This is a genomic window from Pigmentiphaga sp. H8, from assembly GCF_003854895.1.
GTDB lineage: Bacteria > Pseudomonadota > Gammaproteobacteria > Burkholderiales > Burkholderiaceae_B > Pigmentiphaga.
The window spans coordinates 5,033,996-5,058,106 of record NZ_CP033966.1 but is presented as its reverse complement, the minus strand read 5'-3'; the positions used below and the strand labels follow the sequence as shown (position 1 = coordinate 5,058,106).

Here is a 24,111-nt window from a genome sequence, read left to right as displayed (position 1 = left end):
TTATCCGGGCGGCGGAGGGGTCCCTAGAATGAGTGCTCCATCCCGCTTTGGAGACGACGATGCTCACCCGGCGCCACTTCCTCAGTGCTGCAGCGGCATCCATGATGACTTGCCGCGCGGCACGCAGTCAACCGGCCACGCGGCTCAGGCTGCTGGTGGCGGGACCTGCCGGCGGCGCGGTCGACGTGGCCGCGCGCATGGCCGGCGAACAGTTGCGCGGCGCCGGCTATCTGGCCATCGTCGAGAACCACGCCGGCGCCGCCGGGCAGATCGGCGTCGAGGCCCTGCTGCGATCGCCCGCCGACGGCGGCGCCGTGCTGATCACTCCGCCCGGCGTGTTCACGATCGCGCCGCACGTCAACGCGGGCCTGGGCTACAGGATGGGCGACGTCGCCGGCCTGACCACGCTGTGCGGCTACCAGTTCGGCTTCGCGGTCGGCGCCGCCGCGCCGGCGCGCACCATGGCCGATTTCCTGGCCTGGGCCAAGGCCCACCCGGGCGAGGCGTCCTACGGCACGCCCGGCGCGGGCACCGAACCGCATTTCATCGGCACCGAGATCGAACGCCTGTCGGGCGTGCCGCTGATCCACGTGCCCTACCGCGGCGGGGCGCAGGCCTTGAACGACATCTCCGGCGGCCACCTGCCGGCCGTGATCTCCGCGTTGCCCAACCTGGTCACGCCCTACAGGTCGGGCAAGGCCCGGGTGCTGATGATGACCGGCACGCGGCGCAGCGCCTTCATGCCGGACGTCCCCACGGTGGCGGAATCCGGATTCCCCGATCTGGCCAGCGACCTGTTCTACGGCGCGTACACGCAGGCCGGGGTGCCGGCCCCGGTCCGGCAGGCCCTGGCCCAGGCCCTCGTCAAGGCTTGCCAGGCGCCGGCCTACCGGGAAGGGCTCGAGCGCATGTCGCTCGATCCGCTGTCCTTGTCCAGCCAGGAGCTCGATGCCTCCATGCGCGCGATGGACGCCAAGTGGGCGGCGGTGGTCAAGCGCACCGGCTTCTCGCTGGAGAAATGACGCCATGGCCGAACCCACCAATGTCCTGGTGCTGCTGTCCGACGAGCACAACCCGTGGATAGCGGGCTTCGCCGGCCATCCCTGCGTGCGCACCCCCAACCTGGACCGGCTGGCGCGCCGCGGGACGGTGTTCGAGCGTGCATGGACGCCCAGCCCGCTGTGCGTACCCGCGCGGGCCAGCCTGGCGACGGGAAGATACGTGCACGATCACCGCTATTGGGACAACGCCATCGCCTATGACGGCCGCGCGCGCTCGTGGATGCAGGAGGTGTCCGAGGCCGGCCTGCTGGCCGAGTCCATCGGCAAGCTGCATTTCCGCCGCGCCGAGGATCCCACCGGTTTCCAGCGCCAGTGGCTGCCCATGCACATTCCCGGCGGCATCGGCCAGGTCTGGGGATCGGTGCGCAACCCGCTGCCGGCAAGCTCCATGCCGTCGGGCATGTTCAAGTCCCTGGGCGCGGGCGAGTCCACCTACAACGAATACGATCGCACGGTGGGCGCCACGGCCTGCGAGTGGTTGCGCACGCATGCGGCCGACCCCGCGCCGTGGGCCTTGTTCGTGGGCATGGTCGCGCCGCATTTTCCGCTGGTCGTGCCGGAACGCTACCTGCGCCGGGTGCTGGAGGATCCGCTGTTCGACGGCTGCCTGCCGGAGCCGGCCGCCGCGCGCCACCCCTGGGTCAGGCGGTCGCTGGCCTACATCGACCACGCGGCGGCGCTGGAAGGGCCCGAGCGCGCCCGGCTGGCGGTGGCGGCCTACTTCGCGCTGGTCGAGTTCATGGACGAGCAGATGGGCGCGGTGCTCGACACGCTGGACGACACCGGACTGTCGGCGCGGACCACGGTGATCTACACATCCGACCATGGCGACAACCTGGGCGCCCGCGGCCTGTGGAACAAGGGCACGCTGTATCGCGAGGCCTCGGGCATTCCCCTCGTGCTGGCCGGTCCCGGCGTGCCGGCCGCGCACCGGTGCCGCACCGATGCCAGCCTGGTGGACGTGTATCCCACCGTGCTCCAGGCGATGGGCCTGCCGCCGGCCGCGGCCGAGCTGCCGGGCCGTTCGCTGCGGGACCTGGCCGCGGGCGCGGACGAATCCGATCGCGTCGTCCTGGGCGAATACCACGGCGTCGGATCGCCCAGCGCCGCCTACTACCTCGTGCGCGGCCGCTACAAATACCACCACTACGTGGACTATGGCCCCGAGCTGTTCGACATCGTGGCCGATCCGCACGAACGCACGGATCTCGCCGCCCGTCCCGAAATGGCCGCCACCGTGCATGCCATGCGCACCGCGCTGTGCGCGCGGCTCTATCCCGAAGAGATCGACCGGCTCGCCAAGCGCGACCAGGACGAACTGGTCCGCCGGGCCGGCGGCCGCGAAGCCGCGCTCGGCACCGGGCATCGCGGCGCCACGCCTGTTCCTCAATCCGCCACCGAAGGCCTGCATTCATGAGCGCATCGATTTCCAACCGGCACACCGTGGGCGATGCCCTGGTCCAGTACCTGCACGAACTGGGCGTGCGGCAAGCCTACGGGGTCCTGTCCATCCACAACATGCCGCTGCTCGATGCGCTGGGGCGCGACGGGCGCATCCGCTACATAGGCGCGCGCGGCGAAGCCGGCGCCGTCGGTATGGCCGATGCCTGCGCCCGCGCCACGGGCGCGCTGGGCGTGGCCTTCACCAGCACGGGCACGGGCGCCGGCAATGCGGCCGGCGCGCTGGTCGAGGCCTGGACCGCGGGCACGCCGCTGCTGCACATCACCGGGCAGGTCGCGTTGCCCTACCTGGACCGGGGCCGTTCCTACGTTCACGAGGCCAAGGACCAGCTTGGCATGCTGCAAGCCGTCTCCAAGGCGGCGCTGCGGGTATGGTCGGCCGAGACCGCCCTGGCCACGATCCAGGAGGCGGTGCGGCTGGCGCTGACCGTGCCCATGGGGCCGGTCAGCGTGGAGATTCCCATCGACCTGCAGGGTGCCCTGGTGGACGTGCAGCCGCCGCCGGCACCGCCTGTGCCGGCGCCGGTCGAGCCCGACGAAGCGACCGTGGACCGGATGGCCGACATGCTGGCGGATGCACGGCGGCCGGTCCTGTGGATAGGTGGCGGCGCCCGCCACGCGCGCGCCGAGATCACCCGTCTGCTGGACCTGGGCTTCGTGGCCGTGACCACCTTGCAGGGCAAGGGCGCGGTGCCCGAAGACGATCCGCGCACGCTGGGCGCCTTCAACGGCCAGCCCGCGATCGAGGCCTTCTACCAGGGCTGCGATGCGATGCTGGTCGTGGGCTCGCGGCTGCGCGTGCCGGAAACGCTGACCCATACGCTGCAGCTGCCGCGCAGGCTGATCCAGATCGACGCGGATCCGCTGGCCGAGCAGCGTGCCTATCCGACCTCCTTGTTCGTGCGGGGCGATGCGCACCTGACGCTGGCCAGGCTGGCCGACCGGCTCGCGGGGCGCATGCGGGCCGATGCCGGCCTGGCGGACGAAGCCGCCCGCGCCAGGCAGCGCGCCCAGGCCACGATGCGCGGCGCCATCGCGCCCTACGACCGTATCGCCGACGCGCTGCAGGCCGTGTGCGGCCGCGACTTCGGCTGGGTGCGCGACGTCACCATTTCCAACAGCACCTGGGGCAATCGCCTGATGCAGGTCTTCACGCCGGGGCAGGGCATCCACGCCGTGGGCGGCGGGATCGGTCAGGGGCTGGCCATGGCCATCGGCGCGGCCACCGGCCGGCCGGACCGCAAGACCTGGCTGCTGGCCGGCGACGGCGGGTTCATGCTGAACCTGGGCGAACTGGCCACCGCGGTGCAGGAGCGGACCGGCATCGTCATGCTGGTGATGAACGACGGCGGCTACGGCATCCTGCGCAATCTCCAGGACGCGGACTACGGCGGACGCCGCTATTACTGCGACCTGCACGGCTTCGAGCTGGGCGCCCTGGCGCAATCGGTCGGCATGGACTACATCGCGGTGCGCGACCTGGACGGCCTGGAGCGCGTGCTGCGCGATGCGGCCGGCCGCGATGCGCCGGCCGTGCTGGTGGAGTTCGACATGCGCGCCATCGGGCCCTTCGCCAAGCCGTTCGCGGGGCCGCCGCTGGCGCGTGGCTGACGCCCCGCGGCGGGTTCAGTCCGGCGTCAGCCGCGTGCTGCTCGGCTGGCGCCGCTCGATGCTCCACTTCAGCAGCGCGGCGCATCGATAGATGCCGTGCGCGAACTTGCCGTAGGGCAGGGTCAGGAACAAGGCCATCACCACGCCCAGGTGCACGGCCAGCAGCAGGCCCATGGCGCTGGTCTCGCGCACGGCCAGCAGCGCGAGCCCGGTCAGGCTGGTCAGGAACAGCAGGCAGATGAAGCCGCGGTCCATGGGACGCTGGTCGGGATCGCCGTGCTCCGGGTGGCGGCGCAGGTTCAGCCACAGCAGGCCGGCCGGTCCGATCAAGAGGCCGATGCCGCCCGCGGTGCCCAGCAGCACGGGCAGGCTGGTCAGCGCATACGGCGCGTGCAACCCCAACGCGTAGTGATAGAGCGTGGCCACGCAGGTGGCGGCGAAGCACAGCATGAAGCCGTAGAAAGTGAAGTGGTGGAACCGCCGCCGCGCCAGCGTGAACGCGTCGTTTTCCTCGTTGCAGCCCTTGCCGTGTCCGCCGTCCAGGTACTTCAGGCGCAGCGCGTCGTGCGCGGCCTCGGCTACGGCCGGACCGGTGGCCGAGCCGGGGGACACGTTGCGCCAGAAGCGCGTCACGCCCACCCCCAGCGCGACGATGGCAAGCACGAACACCGTGCCGAACAGCGCCACCAGCAGGTTGTGCGGGAAGATGGCGTAGAAGTTGCCGGCCAGCGGTTCGTGCCAGATGCCGCCGTTCATGCCGGCGGCCAGCACCAGGAACAGCGCCAGCGCGAACGCCGTCGCCAGGGCCAGCGCGACGCCGTTGTGCCGGTACAGGCGTCCCAGGACACCGGGCCAGGCGTAGTCGCCATAGGTCTGCACGCGCACCTTGGCCATCGCCCGGGGCACGTTGACGCCGAATTCGTTCGGCGGCGCGTACTGGCAGGCGTGCAGGCAGGCGCCGCAGTTGTGGCACAGGTTGGCCAGGTAGTGCACGTCGGCCTTGCCGAATTCCAGCCTGCGCATCATGGCCGGGAACGTCGCGCAGAACCCCTCGCAATAGCGGCAGGCATTGCATATCTGCAGGACGCGGGCCGCTTCGCTTTCGTCGGCGGTCAGCGTGGTCGAACAGGCGCCGCCTTGCGCGGCGGCCTGGGTCCGCCATTGGACCGGCACGGCCTGCACGCCGGCCGCCAGGGTTTGCGCGTCGTGCGCGAGGTCCTCAAGCTGCTTCAAGATTGGATGCTCCGTGAGTACGGGGGTGCCGCGCGGCCTCGGCGGCGCGGGTGCCGGCGATGCGGCCGAAGGCCGTGCCGATGGACATGCCGACGCCGGCCGTATAGCCCTTGCCCAGCACGTTGCCGGACATCATCTCGCCGGCGCAGAACAGGTTCGGACTGGGTTGCCCGCCGAAGTGCACGGCGGCGTTCTCGTCGACCCGGGTGCCCAGGTAGGTGAAGGTGATGCCCGGCCGCAGCGGATAGGCGAAGTAGGGCGGCGTATCCAGCGGCCGGGCCCAGTGCGTCTTGACGGGCGAGATGCCCTCGGTGCGGCAGTCGTCCATGATGGTGTGGTCGAAGTGTTCGCCCCGGCAGGCCGCGTTGAAGTCCCGCACGGTCTGCATCAAACGGGTTTCGTCCAGCCCCGTCAGCCGCGCGAGCTCGGGCAGGCTGTCGGCCCGGATGCCGGTGAACACTGGCGGCATGAAACGCCCGACCGCCTTGGCGTCGATGATGGAATAGGCGATCTGGTCCGGCTGGAAGGCGACCAGGCGGCCCCAGATCGCATAGCGCTTGGGCCAGAAGTCCTCGCCCTCGTCGTAGAAGCGCTGGGCGTCGCGATTGACGACGATGCCCAGCGACACGCAGTCCAGGCGGGTGCAGATGCCGCCGTCGTACAGCGGCGAGCGCGCGTCGATGGCGACGCAGTGCGATTGCGTGGGATCGCCGATCATGTCGGCACCGGCGTCGATCATGAACTTCAACAGGGCGCCCTGGTTGTAGCGGGTGCCCCGCACCAGGAAGTTGTCCGCCGGCCATTCGCCCCGCTCGTTCTGGCCCCAGGCCTCGCGTACCCATTGCAGGTTGGACTCGAAGCCTCCGGCCGCCATGACGCAGGCCCGGGCCGGAATGCGTTCGTTGCCGGCCAGCGCCGCCACGAAGCGGTCGCCGTCCAGTTCCAGGGCATGCACCGGCGTGCCGTAGCGGATCTGCACGCCCAGCTTCTCGGCGCTGCGGTAGTAGGCGTTGACCAGTGCCCGGCCGCCGCCCATGAAGAAGGCGTTGGTGCGGGCGATGTGCAGGGTTCCGGACAGCGCGGGCTGGAAGTTCACACCATGCTTGCGCATCCAGTCCCGGCAGTTGGACGAGGCCCGGATGACCAGGCGCGCCAGCTTTTCATCGGTGATGCCGCCGGTGACCTTGAGCAGGTCCTGCCAGAATTCCTCTTCCGGGTAGCTGTCGACCAGCACGTCTTCCGGACCGTCGTGCATGCAGCGCAGGTTGCGCGTGTGCTGCGAGTTGCCGCCGCGCCATTCCTTGGGCGCGGCTTCCAGCAGCATGACGCTGGCGCCCGCCTCGCGGGCCATCAGGGCCGCGCACAAGGCGGCGTTGCCGCCGCCGATGACCAGGACATCTATCATTCCGCTTTCCTATCAGTGAGGAATCACTGTAGGCGGAGCGGTCCGACCAGGCTAGACGGCGCGCGGGCAATGGGTATTCACGATTCGTGAATGGTGGCTCCCGGCCAATGGCCGTCGCGCACCAGCGTGCGCATCAGGTCCGCCAGGACCACCCGCGCGGCCAGCGCCGCCGGGGACAGCTCGTCGTCCGAGACGCTGGTCACGACGTTGCGCCGGAACAGATAGGGATCGTCCAGCGGATACAGGCACAGGCGCCCCTCGTGCATCCCGCCGGCGGCGACGCCCGGCTGGATGGTGGCGATGGGGGTGTCGATCACGGTGTTCATCAGCGTGGTCAGGCCGTCGATCTCCAGCGCGATGTCCGGTTCCACGCCCGCGCGGTCGAACGCGGCATCGACCAGGATGCGCAGGCCATGCGTCTTGCTGGGCATCGCCAGCGGCAGCCGCGCGGCCTCGGCCACGGTCATCGGCTGGCGGGGCTGGCGGTCGGACACGAGATCGGGCCGGGCCACCACGAACAGCTTTTCGTCCAGCAGCGGCAGGACGCTCCAGTGCCGGCCGCTGTCGGTCTGGAACAGCACGGCCAGGTCCAGCAGGCGGGCGTTCAGCATGCCGGCCAGGTGGCCGGACAGGCTTTCCACCAGATGCAGCCGCACGTCGGGGTAGCGGTCATGCATGGCGGCGATGAAAGGGCGGGCCAGCAGCGAAGCCGTCGACGGCGCGAAGCCTATGCTGACCGCGCCCGACAGCCGGGCCTCGCGCGCCGCGACCACGGCCTGATCGGCGTGCCGCAGCGCCATCTGCGCCTGCCGCCAGAACGCCAGCCCGGCGTCGGTGGGAATGACGCCGGTGGCGGTGCGCTGCAGGAGGCGCGTGGCCAGCTCGCCTTCCAGGCGGCTGATCTGCTGGCTCAGGGCGGAGGGCACCAGCCCCAGCTCGCGCGCGGCGCGGCCCATGCTGCCCAGTTCGACGACGCGGACGAAATAGCGGAGTTGGCGCAGTTCCAAGATGGGGGATCAGTCCTCTGTCAGCAGGCGGTACAGCGACGACCCCGATCGCATCTGCGGCTGGCCGTCCACGGTCGAGAACTCGAGCTCGACCAGGTCCCGCCCGTGATTGACGGGCACCTGTATCGTCATTCTGGCACGGTCGTCGCCATCGGGCCGCAGCAACTGGCCATCGCTCCACATCACATACCCTGGCAACTCGGCCAGCTCGTCCAGCGTGGCGATGCCGCCGCCCAGGGCCAGCGCCACGGACTCGGGCGATTCATTGGTGGGTTCCCAGCGCGTGCCCAGGCGGGCTTGCCAGGCGGCGGACAGCGGGGGCAGGGGCGCCAGGCGCTGGCCCACGGACATCGTCAGCCGGTAGTGCCCCCAGCCGGCCGGTACGCGCTGGATCATGTAATGCTTGCCGTCCAGCGTCAGCCAGCGGTAGCTGTTCCCCGACGGCGCGTCGTTCCACCACCAGCCGTCGGCGCGCAGGGTCAGGCCCGGAGCGACCGGATCCCAGGCGTCGCCCTTCCTGTGCAGCACGTCGATCGTGCCGGCATTGACGGCCTGGACCTTGTACGGTCCTTCGAAATTCGCATAGATGCCCGCCAGCCCGGCGGCATCGACGGAGGGCGCCGCCGCCGCGGGGATGCCTTCCAGCGCCGCCGGCACGGCGGGAATCGCGCGCGTGGTGGCCAGGGCCCGCAGCAGCACGCCCTCGGCGATGCGCAGCGGCCCGTAGGTGGTGCCGGCCCCCGTCAGCAGCAGGGCCATGCGCTGGTCGGGCAGTACGAAGAACTCGGTCGAGAAGAAGCTCGTGCCGCCGTTCTTCTGCCAGGCCTTGATGCCGACGCTGTCCAGGCCGGGGTGCAGCGCCGAGTCCCAGCCCAGGCCCCAGCGCCATTCGGGGCAGGGGTTGATGCGCAGGCCCTTGGTCTGGTCGGTGCCCATCTCCTGCACGGCCGCCTGCGACACCAGGCGCTTGCCCTGGTACATGCCCAGGTCCAGGAACATCTTCGCCAGCCGCATCATGTCGCCGGGCGTGGAGGCCAGGCCGCCGGTGGCGTAGGCCGACACGAATTCCTGTCCCATGCGCCGCCCTTCGTAGACCGGGTGCACGAAACTGCCTTCGGGAAAGGCCTGCACGGGATAGGCGGAATGGCTCATGCCCAGGGGTTCGAGGATCTCGCGCCGGACGAATTCGGCGTACGACTGGCCCGTGACCGCGGCCACCAGGTTCTCGACCATCGTGAAGCCGTCGTTGCAATAGACGGCCAGTTCCCCCGGCTGGTGCTTCAGGTGGAAGTAGGCCAGCCCGTCCTGGGTGTCCTGCGCGTATCCGGCAATGGGTTCGAACGCGAAGATGTTGCGCCAATTGGTGCCGGGCAGCCCGGACGAATGGCTGAGCAGGTGGCGCAGCGTGATCCGACCGTACTCGCTGGACAGCATCGAGAAGCCGGGCAGATAGCGGGTAATCGGCGCGTCCAGCGCCAGCTTGCCCCGGTCGCACAGCACCATGGCGGCCAGCGCGGCCAATACCTTGCTGACCGAGCCGATATTGAAGCGGGAGTCGACGGTGGCGGCGACGTTGCCCTGTGGATCCGCGACGCCGAAGGCTTCCTGCCAGATCACGCCTTCGCTGGTCATCAGCGCGACCGAGACCGCGGTGGCCTGGTTCTTCTGCACGGCCTGGCGGATGGCGTCGCGCCCCCACTGGATGGCCTCGGACAGCCGGCCAGCGTCGGGCGCGGGATCGTCGCCGCCGCCGCAGCCGGGCAGCGCGTGGAGCAGGGCGCCGGCGCCGGCGAACTGCATCCAGTGGCGGCGCGACGGGGAAAGCAGGGTGGCCGCTTCGGCCGGTCGGGCCCCGGTGGGGCAATCCAGATTCAATTTCGTTGAATGCATCTCGATTACCCCTTCGTGGCCGAATATCGGGAAAATGATTCTATCCCGGCTCGACCATACGCAGGGGATGCGCATGTCTTATATAAGATATAAGACAGTTGCAGCTCGCCGCCGCTAGTCCTACAATCCCGGCGATCGCCCTCAATCCCTTCATACCGGGACACTTCCAATGCTTGAATCCTACCGTCAACACGTTGCCGAGCGGGCCGCGCTTGGCATCCCCCCGCTGCCGCTGTCGGCGCAGCAGACCGCCGACCTGATCGAGCTGATCAAGAACCCGCCCAAGGGCGAAGAGCAGACCCTGGTCGATCTGCTGACCCACCGCGTGCCGGCCGGCGTGGACGACGCCGCCAAGGTCAAGGCGTCCTACCTGGCCGCCGTCGCCCTGGGCAAGGAAGCCTGCCCGCTGATCGACCGCGCCAAGGCCACCGAGCTGCTGGGCACGATGCTGGGCGGCTACAACATCAGCGCGCTGATCGAGCTGCTGGACGACGCGCAGGTCGGCACCATCGCCGCGGAAGGCCTGAAGAAGACCCTGCTGATGTTCGACGCCTTCCACGACGTGAAGGAAAAGGCCGACAAGGGCAATGCCAACGCCAAGGCCGTGCTGCAAAGCTGGGCCGACGCCGAGTGGTTCACCAGCCGCCCCGAACTGCCGCAAAGCCTGACGCTGACCGTGTTCAAGGTCACCGGCGAAACCAACACCGACGACCTGTCGCCCGCGCCCGACGCCTGGAGCCGCCCCGACATCCCGCTGCACGCGCTGGCCATGCTCAAGAACCCGCGTCCGGGCATCGAGCCGCAAGAGCCCGGCAAGGTCGGTCCGCTCAAGCTCATCAATGACCTGAAGGAAAAGGGCCATCCGGTCGCCTACGTCGGCGACGTGGTCGGTACCGGCTCCTCGCGCAAGTCCGCCACCAACTCCGTGCTGTGGTGGACCGGCGAAGACATCCCCTTCGTGCCGAACAAGCGCTTCGGCGGCGTCTGTCTGGGCAGCAAGATCGCTCCCATCTTCTACAACACCATGGAAGACGCCGGCGCGCTGCCGGTCGAGCTGGACGTCTCCAAGATGGAAATGGGCGACGTCATCGAGCTGCGCCCCTATGAAGGCAAGGCGCTGAAGAACGGCGAAGTCATCGCCGAGTTCGAGATCAAGTCCGACGTGCTGTTCGACGAAGTGCGCGCCGGCGGCCGCATTCCGCTGATCGTGGGCCGCGGCCTGACTGCCAAGGCGCGCGAGACCCTGGGCCTGCCGCCCTCGACCCTGTTCCGCCTGCCCAACAACCCGGCCGACACCGGCAAGGGCTATACGCTGGCCCAGAAGATGGTCGGCCGCGCCTGCGGCATGCCGGAAGGCAAGGGCATCCGCCCGGGAACCTACTGCGAGCCGCGCATGACCTCGGTCGGCAGCCAGGACACCACCGGCCCCATGACCCGCGACGAGCTGAAGGACCTGGCCTGCCTGGGCTTCTCGGCCGACCTGGTGATGCAGTCGTTCTGCCACACCGCCGCCTATCCCAAGCCCGTGGACGTCAAGACGCACCACACGCTGCCCGAGTTCATGAGCAATCGCGGCGGCATCTCGCTGCGCCCGGGCGACGGCGTCATCCACTCGTGGCTGAACCGCATGGTGCTGCCCGACACCGTCGGCACCGGCGGCGACTCGCACACCCGCTTCCCCATCGGCATCAGCTTCCCGGCCGGCTCGGGCCTGGTCGCCTTCGCGGCGGCCACCGGCGTCATGCCGCTGGACATGCCCGAATCGGTGCTGGTCCGCTTCAAGGGCAAGCTGCAGCCCGGCGTCACGCTGCGCGACCTGGTCAACGCCATTCCCTACTACGCGATCCAGCAGGGCCTGCTGACCGTCGAGAAGCAGGGCAAGAAGAACATCTTCTCGGGCCGCATCCTGGAAATCGAAGGCCTGCCGGACCTGAAGGTGGAACAGGCCTTCGAACTGTCCGACGCCTCCGCCGAGCGTTCGGCCGCCGGTTGCACGGTGCGCCTGAACAAGGAACCGATCATCGAGTACATCAACAGCAACATCACGCTGCTGAAGTGGATGATCGCCAACGGCTATGAAGACGAGCGTTCGATCGGCCGCCGCGTCAAGGCCATGGAAGCCTGGCTGGCCAACCCGGAACTGCTGCAACCCGATGCCGACGCCGAGTACGCCGCCGTCATCGAGATCGACCTGGCCGACGTGCACGAGCCCCTGGTGGCCTGCCCGAACGACCCGGACGACGTCAAGACCCTGTCCGCCGTCGCCGGCGCCAAGATCGACGAAGTGTTCATCGGCAGCTGCATGACCAACATCGGCCACTTCCGCGCGGCGTCCAAGCTGCTCGAAGGCAAGCGCGACATCCCGGTCAAGCTGTGGGTTGCTCCGCCCACCAAGATGGACCAGCAGCAGCTGACCGAGGAAGGCCACTACGGCGTCCTGGGTTCGGCCGGCGCCCGCATGGAAATGCCGGGCTGCTCGCTGTGCATGGGCAACCAGGCGCAGGTCCGCGAAGGCGCGACGGTCATGTCGACCAGCACCCGCAACTTCCCGAACCGCCTCGGCAAGAACTCGTTCGTGTACCTGGGTTCCGCCGAACTGGCCGCCATCTGCTCGCGCCTGGGCCGCATCCCGACCAAGGAAGAGTACATGGCCGAGACCGGCGTCCTGGCCGAGCACGAGAAGACCATCTATCGCTACATGAACTTCGACCAGATCCCTGACTTCAAGGATGTGGCCGATTCGGTCGGCGTGTGATCGACAGGTGACGAAGGACGGCCCGTCCGGGCCGTCCGGCAGTGTTGAAAGGCGCTCCGAATGGGGCGCCTTTTTTGTTCGTGCCGATCGGCTGCCCGCCGTATGGCGAAAGCGCGTGAGCTATCATTGCCTGGGCCCAATGATGTTCACGATTATGCGCACTCAAGACTATCCCATCGATCGCAGCATAGGCTTCCTGCTCGGCAGGACCTTCCGCCGCCTGCGCCCGATCATGGAACAGCAGATCAACAGCGCCGGGATTTCGTATGGCATGTGGTTCTTCCTGCGCGCCCTGTGGGAAAAGGACGGCGTGAGCCAGCGCGAGATCGCCGAGATGGTGGGGTTGACCCAGCCCACCGCGTGGGCGGCGCTGCGCAAGCTCGAGGCGCAGAAGATGGTTACCCTGCAGCCCGACTCCGTGGACAAGCGCAAGGTGCTGGTGTCCCTGACCGAAAAGGGCAGGAGCCTGGAAGAAGTGCTGCTGCCCCGGGTCGAGAACATCAACGAGGTCGCCTTGCAAGGCATCACCAAGGCCGACCTCGCGACCTTCATGCGCGTGCTGGGCCGGATCGAGTCCAATATCGGACCCGGGGAGTAAGGTCCGGCCCGACGGCCTCGCGGGTCAGATGGCGTTGATGACGCCGCCGTCCACCTGCAGCGCCGTGCCGTTGATGTACGAGGCGCGTTCGGAGCAAAGAAAGGCGACGGCGCTGGCGATGTCCTCGGGCTGCCCGAAGCGGCCCACGGGGATGCCGGCCAGCTTGCCGGCCGTGTAGGCCTGGCTGTCCGCCGCCAGGTCCTGGCCGCCCTTGAAGCGATCGGTCATGATGCGCCCGGGTACGATGGTGTTGAGCAGGACGCCGTCGGCGGCCACTTCCTTGGACAGGTACTTGAACAGTCCGTTGACGCCCGGCCGGGTGGACACCGAGGTCACCAGGTCGGGAATGGGTTCGCGCACGGCCCGGGACTGCACGGTGACCACGCGGCCCCAGCCGCGGGCCCGCATGCCGGGCAGCGTGCGGTTCAACAATCGGAAGGCGGCGATGACCGACATTTCGAAGGCGTCGCGCAGGTCCTGTTCGGTAATGGCATCGAAGCCGCCGCGCTTGGGCGAGCCGCCGATGGAAACGAGGATGTCGATGCCGCCGTGCCGCCGTTCGGCGGCCTCGACCAGCGCGTCGATGTCCTGCGCCGAGGTCAGGTCCGCCGGGATGGCGGTGACTTCGCCGCGTGCCACGGCCCGGACTTCCTCGGCGGCCAGTTCCAGTTGCTGACGTCCGCGCGCGCACATGACGATGTTGGCGCCCTGGCTGGCCAGTTCCATCGCGCAGGCCTTGCCTATGCCCTTGCTCGAAGCCGTGATCAATGCCGTGCGTCCCGCGATTCCCAGATCCATGGTGTCATCCTTGCGATGGGGTGGTTGGCCGCGTGCCCGTCATGCCGACAGGCTGCGGTCCAGAAACGTGCGATCCCAGACGTCTTCCAGCCGGAGCGCCGGGCGCGAGCCGTCGGCATACAGGTCGATGACCCGCTGCAGGCCGGCTGCGGACGGATGGGGCTGGCGCTGGAAGCGCCGGGAATAGACATCGTGGACGGCCAGCGCCTGCGCGTGATCCAGGAAACCCAGGTGGCGCCGCATGCTGGCCAGGACGCGCTGCGGCTGGTCGATGAACAGTTCGATGGTGCGCACGTAGGCGGTCACGGCGCGCTGCACGCGGTCGGGATGCGCCCGCGCGTAGCGCCGGGTGGTGGCGACGATGGGGCCCTGGAACCGCAGTTCCTGGCCCAGGTCGGCCAGGCGGTGCAGGCCGAAGGCGACCGAACCGGCAACGCCGTAGTCGGCGGTCAGCACGCCGGCGGCGATGCCGCCGTCCTGCAAGGCGCGATAAATGGCGGGATAGGTGCCCAGTTCCACCAGTTCCACGTCCTGGCGGGGAAGCGCCCACTTGTCCAGCATGGCGGCGGCGCTGACGCCGGTCTGGCCGGCAATGCTGAGCACGCCGATCTTCTGTCCGAGCAGTTCGCCCGGCGCGCCGATGCGGGCGGCGCCGAGCAGGTACATGGCATTGGTCTGTTCGGCCGCCAGCAGGATGACCGGGTCGTGTCCTTCATAGACCGCCTGCACCAGCGGCACGGCGCCGAATTCCGCCAGGTCGTATTCCCCGGCGACGAGGCCGCGCACGCCCTCGGGCCCGGCGGTTTCCTCGCGCGCGATGACCAGGTCCAGTCCCTGTTCGCGGAAGACGCCGGCATCGCGGCCGATGACGCCCAGGCTTTGCGCCGTCGAGCGCAGGCCGAGCGCCAGCCGCACGGTGGGCAGCGGCGTCATCGTCCGGCTCCGTCGAAGATCGCGACCGCACAGCCGGTGTCCCAGGCTTCGATCGGCTCGTAGGCCAGCGTGCGGGGACGGCGGTCGTGGGCCGCGCCCATGGCGGCCACCCACAGCCGCACCTCCCAGGCGCCGAAGCCCGCCTCGTCCAGCCGGGCGGCGGGAATGGACAGGATCGCGTCCAGGTCGCCCCGGTCCAGCATGGACAGAAACTCGCGGTCGAACGCCTCGTCCAGCCGATCGGCCTCGGCGGCGCCGGGCGCGTGGGACAGCCCGCCCGAGCCCAGCACGCCCACGCGCAGGCCGCTGGCATCGATGGCGGCGCGGATGGCGCGGCCCAGTTCGTGGCAGCGGGGCAGGGACATCAGCGGCGGGACCTGGCAGTTCATCATGACCCAGACCACGGGGATGTCGAACGCGGGTGTGACCAGCGAGAGCGGAACGATGACGCTGTGTTCCAGCTCGGTCTGCGCGGCGCCGGCGGGTTCGATGCCCCGGCCGTAGGCGTGCCGCATGACCAGGTCCGCCAGGCCCGGCGCGCCGGGAACGTCCATCCTGGGCATGCCCAGCCAGTCTTCCACCGGGCCGCTGTAGCGCTCGTTCAGCGAGACACAGCAGGCGGGCATGTTGGCCATGAAGAAATTGGAGAAATGGTCGGGCGCGATCACCACCATCGCGTCCAGCCTGGCCGCGGAGGCAGCCGCTTTCAGGGTGCCCGCGGCGTCGACGAAGGCCTGCCGCTGCGCGGCGGGGGCGGCCTGGGTGAAGGCGGCGATGCCCGGAGCATGGCTCATTGCCGCGGCGAATTCTAGGGATCCCATTCAAGCCTCGCTGTGGCCGTCGAGCCGGTAGTCGCTGGAGAAATGGCGGGCGCCCTTGAGCGGGGCCAGCGCGCGTTGATAGTCGGTGCGGGACAGGCCGGCCATGCGCGAGTACGGCGCGAGCAGCAGGGGGTGGACGCCCATCAGATAAAGCCCGGCCAGATCCCCGCCGGCCAGGGCGTCGCGCTCCGCCTCGGTCAGGCCGGCATCCCGCAGCGCGGCGTGCGGATCCGTCCGCAGCAGCGCGGCCCGGGGCTTGTCGTGCTTGAGTTCGAAGATCACTCTCTGGACCGCGTAAAGACTCATGGCGCCATCCTGAAATTAATTAGATAGCAATCTAAATTGTTTGGTGTATAGTGTCAATCAACATCGGAGCCGGGAGGTACCGTGAGCGCGATTCATCCAGAGGGCCATCCATGGCCGCCAGGCGCCAGCGAAAGCGCCGCCTTGTTGCGGGCCGGCCGGCTGGCCAGCGTGGATCTGATCGAGTCCGCCCTGGAGCGGATGCGGTCGTGCAATGCGGCGCTCAATGCCATCGTCGCGCAGGTCGATGCGGAATCCCTGCTGGCGCAGGCCCGCGCCGCCGATCGGCGATACGCGGCGGGCAATCCCGACGGCGCGCTCGACGGCATCCCGCTGACGGTCAAGGACAACCTCTGGGTGCGGGGGCTGCCGGCGACCTGGGGTGTGGACGCACTGGCCACCTTCGTGCCCGATCATGACGAACCGGTGGTGGGCCGCGTGCGCGAGGTGGGCGCGATCATATTGGGCAAGACCAACGTCCCGCCCATGGCCCTGGCGGCCACGACCGGCAACGGCGTGTACGGCCCGACGCGCAATCCCCTGGACCCGGCCATGACGCCGGGCGGCTCCAGCGGCGGTGCCGCCGCCGCGCTGGCAGCGGGCATGGGCGGGCTGGCGCTGGCGACCGACGCGGGCGGATCGATACGGCGGCCGGCGGCCTATACCGGCACCGTCGGCTTCAAGCCCTCGGCCTGCGCGGTGCTGTCTTCCTCCGGCTTCCCTCGCACGTCTCTGGATTTTCAGGTCGTCGGTCCCATGGCGCGATCGGTGGAGGACTGCGCCCTGCTGGCCACGACGATCGCCGCCGGCGCGTCGTACTTTCCCGGGCAGGGGCAGGCGGTCCGGCCGCAGGCCTGGCTGCGCGAGCGGGCCCAGGCGCGGCGCGCGCGCATCGTGGTAGTCGTGCCGCCCGACCAGGGGCAGGAACCCGTGGTCACGGCGGCGTTGAACGAATGCGTGGAACGCCTGGCGCGCGCGGGCCATCGGGTCGACTGGCAGCCGATGCCGTACTCGGTCGCGCAGGTCGACGCCTTCTGGCTGGAGCTCATTCCGCATGGCGTGCGCGCCGCCGTCGAGGAATTAGGCCTGGACGAGTCCGCGCTGCCGGCCGCCTTGCGCGATCTGGCGCGGCGCTCGTCGGAGCCGTCGGCCGTGGACGTGTACCGCACGATCGCGCGCCTGCTCGACTGGCGGCAGCGCACGCGGGCGCTCTGGGCCGAGGCGGACGTGGTGCTGTCTCCGGCTTCCCCCTGCCTGGCCTGGCCGCTCGATGCACCGTATCCGGCCAGCATCGATGGTTGCCAGGCATCGCCGCGGGCGGGCGCCCTGTACGCGACCTTCGCCAACGCGGCGGGGGCGCCGTCGATCTCGGTGCCGGTGCCGTGGCATCCCGGCATCGGCATGCAATTGACCGGAGCGCCCGGCGACGATGCGCAGTTGCTGGCCTGGGCGTGGGAATGCGAGCAGGCGATGCAGGCATGAATGGCTTGGAGTTTTCTTTTAATAAAACGTTAGCTATCTAATTGATTGAGATGGCCGGCGTCTTGCCCGACAAGGAGGAGAAGGTGAGCGACAAGCAGGATGGTCCCGAACTCGTCCGCGGCGTACCGCGAGGGTTGGAACGGGGATTGAGGAACTACTGGTATCCCGTGATGCAAAGCGAGGAGCTGCCCGCCGGCAAGCCGGTCGGCGTGCGGTGCCTGGACGAGGACCTGGTGGTGTTTCGCGACGGCGCCGGCGTGCCCGGCGTATTGTTCGACCGGTGCCCGCACCGGTACGTGCAGCTCTCCAGCGGCCGGGTGCTCGATGGCCAGTTGCAATGCGCCTACCACGGCCTGCGCTTCGACGGCACGGGGGCGTGCACGCTGATCCCGTGGGATACGGAGGCCAGCGCCGGCCAGTTGGAGAAGGCGCGCGCGCGGTCCTATCCCTGTGCCGAACTGGGTGGCTATGTCTGGGCCTACATCGGGGACACCGACCGCTTCCCCGCGCCGCCCATCGAAACGTGCGTGCCGGAAGAACTCCTGCACCCCGATCGCTTCGTGCATTTCCGGCTGCCCACCGAAGAGTGGGACGCGAACTGGCTGCTGGTGATCGACGGCAGCGATGCCTATCACGCCGTCACGCTGCACATGGAGTCGCAGTATCACGAAGCCGTGGCCCGCTATCTGGGGGACGAAGAAGGCGGCGCGGCGCAGAAGCTGACGCCGCTGGAGGACCGGCGGGTGAAGATCGTCGAGACCGACGGCCACGGCCTGCGCGGCATCTCGGTGGACCTGGAAGGGAACATGCTGGACCACGGCCATGGCCTGGACAGGATCCAGGGCGAGCGCTTCAACCTGCCGGGGCTGGTGTCCAACGTGCTGCGGCCCAAGGCCGACGCCGCGCCCTATGTGTCGCGGCTGTTCCAGGTGCCGATCGACTATCGCCGCACGCGGCTGTTCCGCTATGCGGCCTGGCGCGCCGACACGCCGGAGGCACGCGAGCAACTGGCGCGGCATTTCGAAAGCGTGGTCAAGCCCAGGCAGCTCAAGACCGCGGCCGAGGACCGGGAAATGGCGCGCGTGGCGGGCGATCTGGTGGAGTCCCGCGCGAACGAGATCCTGTTCGGCCCGGACCGCGACATGATCCGGATCAGGCGGCGTATTGCCGCGGCGTTCGAGGCACAGCAGACTGACGGTCTTCGCGCGCCCGCCGACGAGCCGACACCCGCGCCGGCCTCATTGGTGTTTCCGGTCTGAGCAAGGCCGTGGCGGTACCGTCTGGCGGCGGCGGTCCGGGCGGACCGCCGGCCGTGTCTTCCGAAGTTCACCCGGCTGCCCGCAGGGGAGCCGCATGGCGTCTAGCAGAGGTGGAGCATGAAGAAGCTTGTGACAGTCCTGGGGATGGGAATCGCGGCCGTGCTGGCCTGTCCGGCGCAGGCGCAGGGGCCTGCCGACTATCCCGCAAGAGCGGTGACCCTGGTCATGCCCTACAGCGCGGGGACGGGCATCGACACCGCCACGCGGGCGCTGGCCGAGAAGCTGCGCGTGGGCATGAAGGCGCCGTTCATCGTGCAGAACAAGGTGGGTGCGGGCGGCAACATCGGCAGCGAGTTCGTCGCGCGCTCGGCGCCTGACGGGTACACGCTGCTGGTGGTGGCCAACACGCTGGCCATGAACCCCAGCCTGTACAAGAACCTGCCCTACGACCCGGTCAAGGATTTCGCGTCCGTGGGGCTGCTGTTCAAGGGGGCGATGGTGCTGGTGGCCTCCAGCAAGGTGCCGGCCCGCAATCTCGCGGAGTTCATCGCGGCCGCGGCGAAGGCGCCGGGCCAGTACAACTACGCGTCGTCCGGCGTCGGCACGCCGCAGCACCTGGCCATGGAGCTGCTCAAGGAGGCGACGGGCATGAACATCGTGCACATTCCCCACAAGGGGGCGGGCGAGGCCGTGACGGCCATCGCCGGCGGGCAGGTGGAGGTGGGCTTCGTGCCCATCCAGTCGGCGCTGGCGCAGATCGAGGCCGGCAAGATGCACGCGCTGGCGGTGTCGAGCCCCGTGCGCCAGGAGGCCCTGCCCAGCGTGGCGACGGTGGCCGAGTCGGTGGGCAAGCCCTTCGACGTGGATCTCTGGTACGGGCTGTTCGCCCCGGCGGGCACGCCCCCGGCGGTCATCGACAAACTGCACCGCCAGATGCAGGCTGCGCTGGCCGAGCCGGACATGCGGCAGAGCCTGAAGGCCCAGGGCATGACGGGCGCGGTCAGCACGCCAACGGAGTTGAATGCGCTGGTGCGCGCGGACCTCGCGCGCTGGGCCCGCGTGATCGAGGCCCGCGGCATCGCTGCAAACTGAGGATCCGCTTGCGCGCCCATCGTCTCAATACGTGAGAAATTCCGTTGACGCCGGATATCCGGCGCGGGATAGTTCGCCCAACAGGAACGAAACGCCATGGGTGGAACGAAACAATGGAATTGGGCGCATCGCTGCATCATCTGCATTTGACCTCGCCGGACCCGCGGCGGCTGGCGGACTTCTATGCCCGCACCCACGGACTGGCCGCCAGCGAGCAGGCCGGCCGCTGGGTGTGCGCGGCGCCGGGGCGCACGCTGGTGTTGTCGGAAGGGCCGGCCAACCGGCTGGAACACGCGCTGTTCGGCTTCGCCGACGCCGGGCGCTGGCAGGCGTTCAAGGATCGCGTCGGCGCGCGGATGACGGCCGAGGTGCCGCCGCTGCCGGTGGCGTGCGACGACGCGCTGGCCGTGCGCGACCCCGACGGCAACCTGGTCGTCTTCGCGCTGCGCCCCGGCACGCCCGTGGGCGTACCGTCCCGCGACACGCTGCCCGAGGCCCATTTGCAGCACTTCGCGCTGCGCACCCTGGACCCGGCGCCCATGCTGGCCTTCTACGAAGGCGTGCTCGGCTTCACGCTGTCGGACCGCGTGCAGGACGACGAGGGCGTGCTGCGCGCCTGCTTCCTGCGCACGGAAAACCTGCACCACGCGCTGGCGCTGTTCCGCGCCCCGGTGCGCTGTTTCGACCACCAGTCCTTCGAGACCACGTCGTGGGACGACATGAAGGCCTGGGGCGACCGCATGGCCGCCATCCGCGAGACCATCGTCTGGGGCATCGGCCGCCATGGTCCCGGCAACGACGTTTTCTTCATGGTGCGCGATCCGGACGGCAACCTGGCCGAGATCTCGGCCGAGATCGAGGTCTGCCCGCCGGACCGCCCCGCGGGGGTGTGGGTGCACGAAGAGCGCACCCTCAACCTCTGGGGCAAGGCCATCATGCGCGATTGAGGCCATCGTGTCCGAACGCCTGCTGCGCATACTCGAATCCTTCGACCTCAGCCGCCCGGTACGCAAGCCGGCCCAGCTCATGGACGAACTGGGCGTGTCGCGAGCCAGCATCTACCGGGACCTGAAGGCGCTGGAAGAGGCCGGCCTGCTCGAACGGGTGGCCGACCGGGGGTATGCGCTGGGCCCGCTGATCGTCGAGCTGGATCGCCAGATCCGGCTGGCCGATCCGCTGCTGCAGGCGTCCGGCAAGCTGCTGCGCAAGCTGGCGGCCGAGACGGGCGGTACCGTGCTGCTGTGCCGCGTGCATGGCGACAAGGTCCTGTGCATCCACCAGGAAATGCCTTCGGACCCGGTCACGCCGGTCAGCTATGAGCGCGGCCGCGCGATGCCCCTGTACCGGGGCGCGACCTCCAAGGTCATCCTGGCGCACCTGCCGCGCGCCGAGCTGGAGCGGCTGTGGCACCGCGACCGCGCCGCCATCGTCGCGGCCGGTTTCCCGTCCGGCCTGCAAGGCTTCCTGGCCGAGCTGGAGCCGCTGCGCGAGGCCAAGGCCTGCGTGACGCACAGCGAGGTCGACGCGGGCCTGGCCGGACTGGCCGTCGCCCTGCTGGACGGGCCGCGCGTGCTGGGCAGCCTGAGCGTCGTGATCCCGCTGGCCCGGCTGCCCGCGGCGCGCAGCAAGACCGTGTTGTCCAAGGTCTTCTCGGTCGCATCCTCCATCGAATCGACTCTCGAAAACGAACGTCTGCGGGCTCGCAGCAAAAGATAGCAATCATGCACGCAACTTCCCACTATCCGGTCATCGTCCTCGGTGCCGGCCCGACCGGCTTGACCCTTGCGAACCTGCTCGGGGGCTACGGCGTCCGCACGCTGCTGCTGGAACGCAATGCCTCGACGGTGGACGAGCCCCGCGCCGTGTCGATCGACGACGAGAGCCTGCGGACCGCCCAGTCGGCGGGCCTGATCGACGAGATCCTGCCGTCCATCGTCCAGGGCTACGGGGTCCATTACTTCTCGTGGTCGGGGCGCGAGTTCGCGCGCATCGAGCCGCAATCGACCGAATACGGCTACCCCAAGCGCAATGCCTTCCGACAGGCCGTGCTGGCGGCGCAGCTGCGCGACGGCCTGCGGCGCTTCCCGCACGTCGAGACGCGGTTCGGACACGAGCTGCGGCGCTTCGAGCAGGCCGGCGACAGGGTGGTCCTGGACGTCGACCATGCCGGCACGCCGGTCACGCTGAGCTGCGACTGGCTGGTTGCATGCGACGGCGGCCGCAGCGGCGTGCGCGAGCAATTGGGCATTCCGTTGTCGGGCAACACCTTCGCCGAAAAATGGCTGATCGTGGACCTGCTCGATCGCAAGACGCCTTTCCGCCATACCCGGACCTATTGCGACCCGGTCCGTCCGGCCATCCGCCTGCCGGGTCCGCAGGGCACGGTGCGCTACGAATTCATGCTGAAGGAAGGGGAGACCGCCGAGTACGTGCTGGACGAGGCCCGGCTGCGCGGCTGGATCCGCGAGCGCGAGCCGCTGGACGAGGACCTGCCCATCGCCCGCAAGGTGGTCTACACCTTCCATGCCCGCCTGGCCGAACGCTGGCGCGAGGGGCGGGTGCTGCTGGCGGGCGACGCCGCCCACCTGACGCCGCCGTTCGCGGGCCAAGGCATGAACAGCGGCGTGCGCGATGCCACGAACCTGGCCTGGAAGCTGCATGCCGTGGTGCAGGGGCGATGCGATCCTGCGCTGCTCGATACCTACGAGATGGAACGCAAGCCGCACGCCTGGGCGCTGATCGAGATGGCGATACGCATCGGCCGCTACATGCAGCCGAAGTCGCGGCTGGAGGCCATGGCCGCGCAATGGGCGCTCAAGCTATGCAGCCTGTATCCGCCGGCGCGGGACTATGTGCTGCAACTCAAGTTCAAGCCCAAGCCGCGTTTCGGGGAAGGTTTCTTCGTGTCCTGCCAGGCGCCCGATACGGCGATCAAGGCGGGACAACTGTTGCCGCAGCCCCGCGTGGAATGGCCCGGGGGGCGCAGGCGCTTGCTGGACGAAGCGCTCGGCCCCGGCTTCGCCTGCCTGTGCCGGGCGGGCCAGCCGCTGGATCCGGAGGTCGAAAGCTGGATGGCCGCGATGGACGTCCGCCGGGTCGAGCTGGTGGCCGCCCAGGACGATTTTCCCTGGCCCGAGACGCCGGAGCGCCTGGTCGTGCGCGACTGCGAGGGCGTCCTGACGCGGGTGATGGCCGAGGCCGGCGCGCAGGCCATGCTGGTCCGGCCCGATCGCTACGTGCTGGCCTTCCTGCCGGGCGGCCAGGACGACGCCGCGCCGCTGCGGGCGCTGCTGGCCCGCTACCGGGCGTAGCGGCGGGCCCCGCCGCCACGGGGCGGTCTACCAGGCGATCTGGCTCATCGGATCGCCGTCTTCCTCGCGTCCGGCCATCAGTTCTTCCGCGATCTGGTCCCGCACCCAGCGGTGCAGCGGGCTCAGGTGCGTGCGGACGTGCCAGGCCATCGCGAACTCGAACTTGGGCAGCGTGTAGGGCAGCGGATAGCTCTTGAGCGTGGACATCATGCCGCGCGCCAGCGAGGTCGGAAACACCGAGACGAAGTCCGTGTTGCGCAGCACGCGCTCGGCCACGAGAAAGCTCGGCACCGACACCACGGTCTGCCGCGACAGGCCCATTTCCTTCAGGATTTCGTCGGTGACGTCGTCGAACTCCCCGCCCAGGGGCAGCACGATCACATGCCGCATGGCGATGAAGTCCTTGAGCGTCATCTGCTTCTTCCGATAGGGATGGTCCCAGCGCATGGCGCAGACGAAGGTCTCGTCATGCAGCGGGCGCACGTGCAGCCGGTCGGGAAAGGCCGAGCGGCGCGAGATGACCAGATCCACCTGGCCCGAGGCCATGTGCTGCTCGACGTCGGGCACCGTCGAGCGATTCGCCGTGACGAAGCCTATCTGCACGCCCGGCGCCGTATTGGCGAGATTGCCGAACCACTTGGCCAGCCGGCACTGGGTCGCGTCGTTGGTGCCGATCAGGATGCCGCCCTGCGCGGTCCTGGGGTCGAAGTGGTCCGGCTGGACCAGCGTCCGGAAGCCGTCCAGCAGTTCGGATAGCCGCGGGGCAAGCTCCAGCGCCCGCGGCGTGGGCGTCATTCCCCGGGCGCCGGGGATCAGCAAGGGGTCGTCGAACATGCGCCGCAGCCGCACCAGTTGCGCGGACACGGCCGGCTGGCTGCTGTTGAGCTTGACCGCCGCCTTGGTGACGTTCAACTCGTTGAGCAGGGTCTCCAGGGTCAGGAGCAGGTTCAGGTCCACGCGGCCAACCATAATCCAATCCTTATGCCAATAATTCGACTTATTGATTTCAATTATGCCTTCAAAAGGCGCAATATTCCTACACGGTCAATCAAGCAATTAGCACATACCCTTGATTCAGGCTGAAAGATCAA

The 24,111-nt window shown here is 69.1% G+C and carries 20 protein-coding genes; 11 read left to right on the top strand and 9 right to left on the bottom strand.

Annotated features, from left to right (window positions below):
- Positions 1-101: 101 nt before the first annotated feature.
- Genes EGT29_RS23775 through EGT29_RS23765 form a run of 3 tightly spaced genes read left to right on the top strand, consistent with a single transcriptional unit; the run spans position 102 to position 4,133 of the window.
- On the top strand, positions 102-1,022 hold the full coding sequence (locus EGT29_RS23775; protein WP_161567938.1) for a tripartite tricarboxylate transporter substrate-binding protein: 921 nt from the start codon (positions 102-104) through the stop codon (positions 1,020-1,022).
- A 4-nt stretch (positions 1,023-1,026) separates the two neighbouring features.
- Entirely contained in the window at positions 1,027-2,478 is a 1,452-nt protein-coding gene (locus tag EGT29_RS23770; protein WP_124691299.1) for a sulfatase-like hydrolase/transferase, read from the top strand.
- Complete coding sequence (locus EGT29_RS23765; protein WP_124691298.1) at positions 2,475-4,133, top strand: thiamine pyrophosphate-binding protein; 1,659 nt, start codon at positions 2,475-2,477, stop codon at positions 4,131-4,133. Before EGT29_RS23770 ends, EGT29_RS23765 begins: the two co-directional genes overlap by 4 nt.
- Before the next feature lie 15 nt (positions 4,134-4,148).
- Here EGT29_RS23765 and tcuB read toward each other — a convergent pair whose 3' ends face one another.
- From tcuB to EGT29_RS23745, 4 genes are all read right to left on the bottom strand, one after another.
- A complete protein-coding gene (gene tcuB / locus EGT29_RS23760) occupies positions 4,149-5,366 on the bottom strand; it encodes a tricarballylate utilization 4Fe-4S protein TcuB (RefSeq protein WP_124691297.1) in 1,218 nt (405 codons plus the stop codon).
- Entirely contained in the window at positions 5,353-6,771 is a 1,419-nt protein-coding gene (tcuA, locus tag EGT29_RS23755) for an FAD-dependent tricarballylate dehydrogenase TcuA (protein ID WP_124691296.1), read from the bottom strand. The genes tcuB and tcuA overlap by 14 nt, the downstream gene beginning before the upstream one ends.
- Before the next feature lie 77 nt (positions 6,772-6,848).
- The gene (locus EGT29_RS23750) at positions 6,849-7,778 is read right to left on the bottom strand and encodes a LysR family transcriptional regulator (RefSeq protein ID WP_124691295.1); all 930 of its coding nucleotides are present in this window, start codon (positions 7,776-7,778) and stop codon (positions 6,849-6,851) included.
- Positions 7,779-7,787: 9 nt separating this feature from the next.
- Positions 7,788-9,668, bottom strand: coding sequence for a serine hydrolase (locus EGT29_RS23745; protein ID WP_124691294.1), 1,881 nt, complete (start codon positions 9,666-9,668; stop codon positions 7,788-7,790).
- A gap of 169 nt (positions 9,669-9,837) precedes the next feature.
- Here EGT29_RS23745 and acnB point away from each other — a divergent pair, with 169 nt between their 5' ends.
- Together acnB and EGT29_RS23735 are read left to right on the top strand one after the other, a co-directional pair.
- Entirely contained in the window at positions 9,838-12,423 is a 2,586-nt protein-coding gene (gene acnB / locus EGT29_RS23740; protein WP_124691293.1) for a bifunctional aconitate hydratase 2/2-methylisocitrate dehydratase, read from the top strand.
- Positions 12,424-12,577: 154 nt separating this feature from the next.
- A complete protein-coding gene (locus EGT29_RS23735) occupies positions 12,578-13,021 on the top strand; it encodes a MarR family winged helix-turn-helix transcriptional regulator (protein WP_161567937.1) in 444 nt (147 codons plus the stop codon).
- A 24-nt stretch (positions 13,022-13,045) separates the two neighbouring features.
- Here EGT29_RS23735 and EGT29_RS23730 read toward each other — a convergent pair whose 3' ends face one another.
- The 4 genes from EGT29_RS23730 to EGT29_RS23715 are packed head-to-tail and all read right to left on the bottom strand — an operon-like array spanning position 13,046 to position 15,879.
- Positions 13,046-13,819: an SDR family oxidoreductase gene (locus EGT29_RS23730; RefSeq protein ID WP_124691291.1), complete on the bottom strand. Its 774-nt coding sequence runs from the start codon at positions 13,817-13,819 to the stop codon at positions 13,046-13,048.
- A gap of 39 nt (positions 13,820-13,858) precedes the next feature.
- Positions 13,859-14,752, bottom strand: a complete 894-nt coding sequence (locus EGT29_RS23725; RefSeq protein WP_124691290.1) for an ABC transporter substrate-binding protein — start codon at positions 14,750-14,752, stop codon at positions 13,859-13,861.
- On the bottom strand, positions 14,749-15,546 hold the full coding sequence (locus tag EGT29_RS23720; RefSeq protein ID WP_161567936.1) for a hypothetical protein: 798 nt from the start codon (positions 15,544-15,546) through the stop codon (positions 14,749-14,751). Before EGT29_RS23720 ends, EGT29_RS23725 begins: the two co-directional genes overlap by 4 nt.
- Before the next feature lie 27 nt (positions 15,547-15,573).
- Positions 15,574-15,879: a hypothetical protein gene (locus EGT29_RS23715; RefSeq protein ID WP_087840703.1), complete on the bottom strand. Its 306-nt coding sequence runs from the start codon at positions 15,877-15,879 to the stop codon at positions 15,574-15,576.
- Between the two features lie 81 nt (positions 15,880-15,960).
- Here EGT29_RS23715 and EGT29_RS23710 point away from each other — a divergent pair, with 81 nt between their 5' ends.
- The 6 genes from EGT29_RS23710 (at position 15,961) to EGT29_RS23685 (ending at position 23,020) form a co-directional block, all read left to right on the top strand.
- Positions 15,961-17,358 carry an amidase gene (locus EGT29_RS23710; protein WP_124691288.1) on the top strand — a complete coding sequence of 466 codons (1,398 nt, stop codon included), beginning with the start codon at positions 15,961-15,963 and terminating at the stop codon, positions 17,356-17,358.
- A gap of 83 nt (positions 17,359-17,441) precedes the next feature.
- The gene (locus EGT29_RS23705) at positions 17,442-18,617 is read left to right on the top strand and encodes a Rieske 2Fe-2S domain-containing protein (RefSeq protein ID WP_161567935.1); all 1,176 of its coding nucleotides are present in this window, start codon (positions 17,442-17,444) and stop codon (positions 18,615-18,617) included.
- 117 nt (positions 18,618-18,734) lie between these two features.
- Positions 18,735-19,709 (top strand): tripartite tricarboxylate transporter substrate binding protein, encoded by a 975-nt coding sequence (locus tag EGT29_RS23700; RefSeq protein WP_124691286.1) that lies wholly within the window; start codon positions 18,735-18,737, stop codon positions 19,707-19,709.
- 113 nt (positions 19,710-19,822) lie between these two features.
- Positions 19,823-20,656: a VOC family protein gene (locus tag EGT29_RS23695; protein ID WP_124691285.1), complete on the top strand. Its 834-nt coding sequence runs from the start codon at positions 19,823-19,825 to the stop codon at positions 20,654-20,656.
- Positions 20,657-20,663: 7 nt separating this feature from the next.
- Positions 20,664-21,425: an IclR family transcriptional regulator gene (locus EGT29_RS23690; protein ID WP_238160186.1), complete on the top strand. Its 762-nt coding sequence runs from the start codon at positions 20,664-20,666 to the stop codon at positions 21,423-21,425.
- 5 nt (positions 21,426-21,430) lie between these two features.
- Complete coding sequence (locus EGT29_RS23685) at positions 21,431-23,020, top strand: bifunctional 3-(3-hydroxy-phenyl)propionate/3-hydroxycinnamic acid hydroxylase (RefSeq protein ID WP_124691284.1); 1,590 nt, start codon at positions 21,431-21,433, stop codon at positions 23,018-23,020.
- 27 nt (positions 23,021-23,047) lie between these two features.
- Here EGT29_RS23685 and EGT29_RS23680 read toward each other — a convergent pair whose 3' ends face one another.
- A complete protein-coding gene (locus tag EGT29_RS23680; protein WP_124691283.1) occupies positions 23,048-23,989 on the bottom strand; it encodes a LysR family transcriptional regulator in 942 nt (313 codons plus the stop codon).
- Between the last annotated feature and the right edge of the window lie 122 nt (positions 23,990-24,111).

Coding starts and splice junctions, on each gene's coding strand:
- EGT29_RS23775 (WP_161567938.1), top strand. CDS start 102: ATGATGACTTGCCGCGCGGCACGCAGTCAACCGGCCACGCGGCTCAGG.
- EGT29_RS23770 (WP_124691299.1), top strand. CDS start 1,027: ATGGCCGAACCCACCAATGTCCTGGTGCTGCTGTCCGACGAGCACAAC.
- EGT29_RS23700 (WP_124691286.1), top strand. CDS start 18,735: ATGAAGAAGCTTGTGACAGTCCTGGGGATGGGAATCGCGGCCGTGCTG.
- EGT29_RS23725 (WP_124691290.1), bottom strand. CDS start 14,752: ATGACGCCGCTGCCCACCGTGCGGCTGGCGCTCGGCCTGCGCTCGACG.
- EGT29_RS23720 (WP_161567936.1), bottom strand. CDS start 15,546: ATGAGCCATGCTCCGGGCATCGCCGCCTTCACCCAGGCCGCCCCCGCC.
- tcuA (WP_124691296.1), bottom strand. CDS start 6,771: ATGATAGATGTCCTGGTCATCGGCGGCGGCAACGCCGCCTTGTGCGCG.
- acnB (WP_124691293.1), top strand. CDS start 9,838: ATGCTTGAATCCTACCGTCAACACGTTGCCGAGCGGGCCGCGCTTGGC.
- EGT29_RS23695 (WP_124691285.1), top strand. CDS start 19,823: ATGGAATTGGGCGCATCGCTGCATCATCTGCATTTGACCTCGCCGGAC.
- EGT29_RS23715 (WP_087840703.1), bottom strand. CDS start 15,879: ATGAGTCTTTACGCGGTCCAGAGAGTGATCTTCGAACTCAAGCACGAC.
- EGT29_RS23685 (WP_124691284.1), top strand. CDS start 21,431: ATGCACGCAACTTCCCACTATCCGGTCATCGTCCTCGGTGCCGGCCCG.
- EGT29_RS23730 (WP_124691291.1), bottom strand. CDS start 13,819: ATGGATCTGGGAATCGCGGGACGCACGGCATTGATCACGGCTTCGAGC.
- EGT29_RS23765 (WP_124691298.1), top strand. CDS start 2,475: ATGAGCGCATCGATTTCCAACCGGCACACCGTGGGCGATGCCCTGGTC.
- EGT29_RS23735 (WP_161567937.1), top strand. CDS start 12,578: ATGCGCACTCAAGACTATCCCATCGATCGCAGCATAGGCTTCCTGCTC.
- EGT29_RS23680 (WP_124691283.1), bottom strand. CDS start 23,989: ATGGTTGGCCGCGTGGACCTGAACCTGCTCCTGACCCTGGAGACCCTG.
- EGT29_RS23745 (WP_124691294.1), bottom strand. CDS start 9,668: ATGCATTCAACGAAATTGAATCTGGATTGCCCCACCGGGGCCCGACCG.